At 47.9% G+C, this 7,178-nt stretch carries 8 protein-coding genes and 1 riboswitch; all 8 genes read right to left on the bottom strand.

Annotation, left to right across the window (positions count from 1 at the left end; genetic code table 11):
* Window positions 1–251: 251 nt before the first annotated feature.
* Entirely contained in the window at window positions 252–443 is a 192-nt protein-coding gene (rpmB, locus tag K6C05_RS05480) for a 50S ribosomal protein L28 (protein ID WP_296732227.1), read from the bottom strand.
* 450 nt (window positions 444–893) lie between these two features.
* On the bottom strand, window positions 894–1,769 hold the full coding sequence (hslO, locus tag K6C05_RS05475; protein WP_296732225.1) for an Hsp33 family molecular chaperone HslO: 876 nt from the start codon (window positions 1,767–1,769) through the stop codon (window positions 894–896).
* Between the two features lie 9 nt (window positions 1,770–1,778).
* Window positions 1,779–2,612, bottom strand: a complete 834-nt coding sequence (locus tag K6C05_RS05470; protein ID WP_296732222.1) for a tetratricopeptide repeat protein — start codon at window positions 2,610–2,612, stop codon at window positions 1,779–1,781.
* 26 nt (window positions 2,613–2,638) lie between these two features.
* Window positions 2,639–3,109: a 6,7-dimethyl-8-ribityllumazine synthase gene (gene ribE, locus K6C05_RS05465; protein WP_296732219.1), complete on the bottom strand. Its 471-nt coding sequence runs from the start codon at window positions 3,107–3,109 to the stop codon at window positions 2,639–2,641.
* A gap of 21 nt (window positions 3,110–3,130) precedes the next feature.
* Entirely contained in the window at window positions 3,131–4,330 is a 1,200-nt protein-coding gene (locus K6C05_RS05460; protein WP_296732216.1) for a bifunctional 3,4-dihydroxy-2-butanone-4-phosphate synthase/GTP cyclohydrolase II, read from the bottom strand.
* Window positions 4,331–4,342: 12 nt separating this feature from the next.
* Window positions 4,343–4,981 (bottom strand): riboflavin synthase, encoded by a 639-nt coding sequence (locus tag K6C05_RS05455; protein WP_296732213.1) that lies wholly within the window; start codon window positions 4,979–4,981, stop codon window positions 4,343–4,345.
* Between the two features lie 13 nt (window positions 4,982–4,994).
* Window positions 4,995–6,083: a bifunctional diaminohydroxyphosphoribosylaminopyrimidine deaminase/5-amino-6-(5-phosphoribosylamino)uracil reductase RibD gene (gene ribD / locus K6C05_RS05450; protein WP_296732228.1), complete on the bottom strand. Its 1,089-nt coding sequence runs from the start codon at window positions 6,081–6,083 to the stop codon at window positions 4,995–4,997.
* Window positions 6,084–6,190: 107 nt separating this feature from the next.
* Window positions 6,191–6,306: riboswitch (FMN riboswitch) on the bottom strand.
* A gap of 59 nt (window positions 6,307–6,365) precedes the next feature.
* A partial coding sequence (locus K6C05_RS05445) for a branched-chain amino acid transport system II carrier protein (RefSeq protein WP_296732211.1) occupies window positions 6,366–7,178 on the bottom strand: 813 nt, incomplete at its 5' end.

Below are 7,178 nucleotides of genomic sequence, written 5' to 3'. Positions count from 1 at the left end.
TATAACTCGGTGTAAGATGTCCCCTTCCTCTATAGGTGGGGGGAGACAAGCTTTAACAGGTGGTGAGCATATCTCCCACCTCGTTGAAACGCTAATTGGAAGATTTTTCTTTTTAAAAGAAAAATTTGAACAATGGCGTTATAAAATTTTTGGTTAAAATGCTGTTACAGGCAAAAAAATAAGAAAAGCCGATTAACATCAACAATTAATCAGCTTTTCTTATGATATATCATCTTTGATATTTTGCAAAATTAGATGGCTCTTTCAACCTTACCGGTACGCAGGCAGCGAGTGCAAACATTTACACGCTTGATATCGCCTTCCACAACAGCACGAACACGCTGGATATTTGGCTTCCAGGAACGCTTGGTCTTCAAATGGGAATGGCTGACATTATTACCAGAAAGCTCACCTTTACCGCATACTTCACATACATTTGCCATGTAGCACACCTCCTTAACTTTTCATCGGCGCATAATCGCATATATTTGACATATTCCCCATGGCTGAAGCCAGAGGATTCCGGGATAATAGCGAACCTTGCCTCCTGAAATAGCAGGTCTTACAAGTTCTTTCCACAATGGACAATGTCCTGCCCATGTGTCCACCTTCAATTACTTGCGAAAATTCGGCAGACATGCCTTATATCCCCAGGTCTAAAGGAAGGGGCTTTACAGCACATGTGGTAAATTACTTAATGTACTTAGTTCTACACACACAACAAATTGATTATAGCACAAGCATTCATACGAATGCAACCCTCAATCATAATTATTTTACATCTGAGAGAATCTCATAACAGCACCACAATCCGCTGCCCAATCATACTATCATTTTTGAAAAATAATTGCAAGAAATTATCCTTGCCATTTCAATACTAAACATTCACCTGATCAGCGCACGCCATCTGCCAGCTTCATAAGGTGCTCCAGTTCTTCCTTGCCAAACTGGTATTTTTCACCACAAAATTGACAGCATACCTCTGCATGCCCATCCTCCACCAGGGATTTCATATCATCATGACTAAGGCTCAACAGCACATCCTCTATGCGTTCCCGGTTGCACTTGCATCTGAAGGACAGCTCAGTAGATGTGAGATAATCCACATCAAAGCCCTCCATCAATTCAGCAATAATCCCCTTGGCATCTACCCCATCAGCAATCATGCCGGATACAGGGCGAACCTTTTTCAGGGATTCCTCAACCTTTTGGATTATTTCCTCGTCAGCATCAGGCATCAGCTGGAGCATAAATCCGCCGGCACCTATTGCCCTGCGGTCAGTGCCCACCAGGACTCCCAGCCCTACACTGGAAGCCGTCTGCTCAGAAACAAAGAGGTAATTTGTAAGGTCCTCGGCAATTTCCCCGGAAACTATCTCGCTGCTACCACGCATGGGATCCCCCAGACCGGTAAAACGGGTGACCTGCACCAGGCCCTTGCCTACAGCCCCACCAACATCCAGCTTGCCGTTTTCCTTCAGGGGAATTTCCAAATGGGGATTTCCCACATACCCCCGGACTGCTCCCTCCGGAGTCGCATCTGCAGTGATGTAGCCAAGAGGACCATCCCCCTGGAAACTCACCGTAACGGCCTCTTTATTTTTCAGGTTAGCTGCCAGTAAAAGAGCTCCTGTCATGGTCCTGCCCAGCGCGGCGGCAGCAGTAGGTGAACAATCATGTCGCCGGATAGCCTCATTCACCAGATCTGTGGTGACAGCCGCATATATCCTTATGCCCTTGGTAATCGCCTTAACTAAAGTATCGCTCATTTTCAGTCCTTATTTCTTCTTTAATTCCTGCACAATTTCCTTGGCAGCTGCAATTCTGTCTGCATACATATCAATATCAGGAGTTTTTTTCAGGAACAGCTCAAATACCTGCAGTGCTTCCTCATGACGGCCCAATCTTTCCAAAACCAGCCCCTTCATGAAGTAGGCATTATAAAAGCTCTTGAACTTTGTAAGGATAAATTCGTAATCAGCCAGGGCCTTTTCGTACTCCTTCATACGCCCATAGGCATTCCCCCGCACGTAATAAGCATCCAGATACTCACTGTCCAGCTCAATAATGGCAGAATAATCCTCTACAGCCTTTCCAAAATCACCGGCAATGGCATGACAGTTGCCACGGTTGTAGTAGGCATCAATATGCTTTGGATTAACCTTCAGGCAATCAGTATACCCGGATATAGCCTCAGGTATGCGGTTATTCACCGCATAAAGCTCCGCCTTGTTAAAGTACACATCCGCATATTCAGGTGCCAGACTGATGGCCTTGTCATAATCCTGCATTGCCAGGTCAAACCTTTCCTGGGCCGCATAACAAAGGCCGCGGTTGTTCAGGGCTTCCACATAATCCTTCTGCATATCCAGGGCCACGGTAAAATCAGCAATGGCCCCATCGTAATCCTTTTTCAGCTTTTTGAAACAGCCGCGCTCCCAATAATCATACGCTGTCTGCAGGTTGGTAGCATTTGCTCCGATACCGGTCTTACCACTGGCAGCAGGAGTATCAGTGACAGTCTCCTCGGCAAAAGCAGTCCCTGAAGCCATCAATGACATTACACATGCAGCTATTACAAACAATCTGATTTTTTTATTTTTTATGATCATTTTACGACTCTCCCCCGAGAACAATATCAGATAAGCTTTAACAAATTGGCCATTTCAATGGCAGTCATGGCACCATCGGCGCCCTTATTGCCAGCCTTTGTCCCGGCACGCTCAATAGCCTGCTCAATGTTTTCAGTGGTCACAACGCTAAAGGTCACCGGAACACCGGTAGCCATGCTGGCCTGGGCTATACCCTTTGCAGCCTCATTGCATACATAATCGTAGTGGCTGGTCGAACCACGAATTACTACCCCCAGGGCAATAATAGCATCATATTTGCCGGACTCAGCCATCTTCTTTGATACCAATGGAAGCTCATATGCCCCCGGAACCCATGCTACAGTAATATCATCCTCATCAGCTCCATGACGGTGCAGAGTATCCAGTGCCCCCCCCAACAGCTTTGATGTCATAAACTCGTTAAAACGGGAAACCACAATACCAAACTTCATGCCCTCAGCATTGAGCATTCCCTCCAAAACCTTTACCTCTTTCATCACGATTACCCTCCATATTAATTATTCAGCCAAAATATGTCCCATCTTGGATTTCTTGACACGCATATACTTTCTGTTGTATTCGTTGGTAGGCACCTCCAGAGGAATCCTGTCAACGATTTTCAGACCATAGCCTTCCAGCCCTGCACGCTTGGCAGGATTGTTGGTCATCAGCTTGATGGTGGTCAGCCCCATATCTGCCAAAATCTGGGCACCAATGCCGTAATCACGCTCATCAGGTGCAAATCCCAAAAGGACATTGGCCTCTACTGTATCCTTGCCCCCATCCTGAAGCTCATAGGCACGCATTTTATTTCCAAGACCAATACCACGGCCCTCCTGACGCATATAAAGCACCAGACCTTCCCCGGCAGCTTCAATACGCTTCAGGGCAACTGCCAGCTGGTCACCGCAATCACAGCGCAGGGAGCCCAAGGCATCGCCGGTCAGGCACTCTGAATGGACACGCACCAGCACATCCTTTTTCCCCTTGACATCTCCCTTGACAATGGCCAGATGACATTTTCCATCCAGCTTGCTTTCATAAGCATGAATGCGGAAATGACCATATTTGCTTGGCAGATCGGCCTCAGCAATTTTTTCCACGAAACACTCCGTGCGCTTCCTGTACTCTATAAGAGCCTTTACGGTAATCAGCTTGAGATTGTGCTCCTTGGCAAATTCTATCAGCCTTGGAGTACGCATCATGTGTCCGTCATCATCCATGATCTCACAGCAGAGACCTGCCGGGAAAAGGCCGGCCAGCTTGGCCAGGTCGGTAGTGGTCTCAGTATGACCTGCTCTGCGCAGCACGCCGCCCTTTACACTGCGCAAAGGGAAAACATGCCCCGGGCGCCTGAAGGTTTCAGGCTTGGAAGTCGGATCAATCAGGCGCTTTATCGTCTCACAGCGCTCGTATGCCGATATTCCAGTAGTGGTGGTTATTGCATCCACCGACACGGTAAAGGCAGTTTCATGGTTGTCTGTATTATTGGATACCATCTGGAAAATCTCCAAACGGTCAAGATCCTCAGCCTCCATAGGGGTACAAATCAACCCCTTGGCATAGGTGGCCATAAAATTAACATGCTCCGGGGTAAGCTTCTCAGCAGCTACGATCAGGTCACCTTCATTTTCCCTGTCCTCGTCATCTACCACGACTACCATATTACCCTTGCGTATTTCTTCTATTGCTTCTTCAACTGTTGCAAAATCAGCCATTAGCTTCGCTCCTTAAAAACCATTATTATTCAAAAATTCCATGGTAATGCGACTGCCGGAGGGGGAATTCTGATTTGACTGCCCCAACAGCTTTTCCACATATTTACCAATAACATCATTTTCAATATTGATCAGTGAGCCCACCCTTTTCCCCGACAGATTGGTCACCTGTCTTGTATGGGGAATCAGCGAAACGGTAAAATCACCATCAGTGACCTGCGCCACCGTAAGACTGATACCATCAAGGGCCACCGACCCCTTTTCTACTATATGCCTTAATATATCATCGGAAGCTGAAATTTTCATGAGTATGGCATTTTTGTCCTCCTGCAGGGAAACAATCCTGCCTACCCCATCAATATGTCCGCTGACAATATGGCCCCCCAGCCGGCTCTGGAGAGTCAATGCCCTTTCCAGATTTACCGGGCTGCCCTTTTTCAGCTCCGCAAAGGAGGTCCTCCTTATTGTTTCCGGCATTACATCAGCCTTAAAGCTGCTTCCATCGTATCCGGCCACCGTAAGGCATACACCATTGACAGCTATACTGTCCCCAAGCTGCACATCAGAGAGCACCTTTTCTGCCTTTATGGTCAATACTCCGGAACCGATACCGGCTACCGAGCCCACCTCTTCAATTATTCCAGTAAACATTTAATCACCCGACTTATTTAATCACCTTAGCCGTAATCAGAATATCTCCGGCAATAAGCTCAGTCTCAACATCAGTCAGGCTGACAGCCCGGGAAAGCTCGGCAAAGCCTTCACCCTCCACTGGTGTCAGGGCATCACGGCCACCAATCAGCTTCGGCGCAATAAAGGCATAAACCTTATCCACCAGTCCCTGCTCCAACAGGGAATAATTAAGCTGTCCGCCCCCCTCAACCAACACAGAGCATATATCCTTTTGGGCCAATCTGAGCATAAGCTCCCTCAGGTCCACCCGCTCATCACCGGCAACAATGACCTCAACTCCTGCAGATTCCAGCGCCTGGACTGTACCGGTATTTGCCAATCCGGAAACAGCTACTATTGTCTTGGCTGCTCCATCAGTAACCAGCTTTGAATCCAGTGGTAATCTGCCCTTGCTGTCCACCACAATGCGTACAGGATGTTTCCCCGGCCTGTCCTTGAGCCTGGTGGTCAGACTGGGATTGTCCTTGATGGCAGTGTTGATGCCTACCATTATACCATCATAGGTATCACGTAGCAGATGTGTATATTCACGGGATTTTTCATTGGTAATCCACTGGGACTGTCCCGTGGCAGTAGCTATTTTTCCATCCAGGGACATGGCAGTCTTCATTACCACAAAAGGCATTTTTTCAGTAATCCACTTCAGAAAAACCTCATTCAGCTTCACGGCCTCTTCCCGAAGCACTCCTGTTTCCACCTGAATTCCGGCATCCTCAAGAATTTTTATTCCATTACCTGCTACCTTGGGATTGGGATCAGTCATGGCAATAACTACCCTGGCCACCCCGGCCTCGACCAGGGCCTTGGCACAGGGACCGGTACGCCCATAATGGGAGCACGGCTCCAGAGTAACATATACCGTTGCCCCGCGGGCTAGTTCCCCGGCCATATTCAGGGCATGAATTTCTGCATGGGGAGTGCCGGCCTTTCTATGCCAGCCCTGGGCAATGATTCTTCCGTCCCTGACAATCACAGCACCCACCAGGGGATTTGGGGATGTCCTGCCTGCAGCATTACGGGCTACCCGCAGTGCTTCCCGCATAAACAGCTCATCCTGCACATCTATCACCTCTTTCCTCAGAAAATGCGATACACAGAACAGCCTATACTAAAAAAGGCTGTTGAAGAAACTCTTCAACAGCCTAAAATGCACACAAAAATGTACATACAAGTCTTTTCTCATCCAGACTATACTGTCGGCCCTGGAATCTCACCAAGTCATGCCCATAAGGCTCGCGGGCTGTACCGCCGGTAAGGAATTGCACCCTGCCCCAAAGACTGTATCTGTATTTCCAGGAATTATTGTAGCACATCAGCTAATTCACTGCAACTATACAGACCTTCATTCACCTTTAATTTTATACATAACCAGTCCCAGAACCAGTCCCACAAAAGCAGGCACCAGCCAGCCAAAGCCATGACCAAAGAATGGCAGATATGACGAAGCACACCCTACCAGCGAAGACACCAGTCCGGAGCTGCCCAGACTTTCAGGCAGGGCCTTCAACAAATCGAAGAAAGCCGCTACCGCAGTAAACAGGGTGACCATCCCATAAACCCACTTGGACTGGTCAAACCATCTGCCCACCAGCCCCAACAAAGTCAGGGTAATGGTCAGCGGATAAAGGAACATCAATACAGGTATGGCATAAATAATAATAGCCGTAAGACCGACATTGGAAATCAACAGGGAAACAGCACCAAAAATGCATGCCCAGGTACGATAGCCTGGTCCACCGGGAAACATCTGACAGAAGGTTTCTGAACAGCTGGTTACCAGCCCGATAGCCGTTTTCAGGCAGGCAAAGGTCGCAATGCCAGCCAGGACAAATATCCCTGCAGCACCGAAGTAAAAACCGGAAATATCAGACAGGGCAATTCCACCATTTTCAGCCATAGGGAAAATTCCCATACTCATGGTACCCATGAGAATAATCATCAGGTAGATAACCGACATGATTATACCACTGAGAACACCAGCTTTGATAGTAGATGAAGCTATGGCCTCATTGCTTTTCAGTCCGAGGTTTTTCAGACTGTTGACCACAATGATACCAAAAGCCAGCCCGGCCATGGCATCCATTGTGTTGTAGCCCTCCAGAATACCCTTGGCAAAAGCACCGCTTTGATATTCAGCAGAAGGTGCAATATTGGC

The sequence above is a fragment of the Anaerovibrio sp. genome (genome assembly GCF_024697385.1).
In the GTDB taxonomy this organism is placed as follows: domain Bacteria; phylum Bacillota; class Negativicutes; order Selenomonadales; family Selenomonadaceae; genus Anaerovibrio.
The sequence above is the reverse complement of the archived record's forward strand: the minus strand, read 5'-3'. Positions and strand labels throughout refer to the sequence as shown.

Bases quoted from the DNA above. Each gene is read 5' to 3' on its own strand.
- ribE (WP_296732219.1), bottom strand. From the start codon at position 3,109: ATGAAAGAGGTAAAGGTTTTGGAGGGAATGCTCAATGCTGAGGGCATG.
- K6C05_RS05470 (WP_296732222.1), bottom strand. From the start codon at position 2,612: ATGATCATAAAAAATAAAAAAATCAGATTGTTTGTAATAGCTGCATGT.
- hslO (WP_296732225.1), bottom strand. From the start codon at position 1,769: ATGAGCGATACTTTAGTTAAGGCGATTACCAAGGGCATAAGGATATAT.
- rpmB (WP_296732227.1), bottom strand. From the start codon at position 443: ATGGCAAATGTATGTGAAGTATGCGGTAAAGGTGAGCTTTCTGGTAAT.
- K6C05_RS05460 (WP_296732216.1), bottom strand. From the start codon at position 4,330: ATGGCTGATTTTGCAACAGTTGAAGAAGCAATAGAAGAAATACGCAAG.
- K6C05_RS05455 (WP_296732213.1), bottom strand. From the start codon at position 4,981: ATGTTTACTGGAATAATTGAAGAGGTGGGCTCGGTAGCCGGTATCGGT.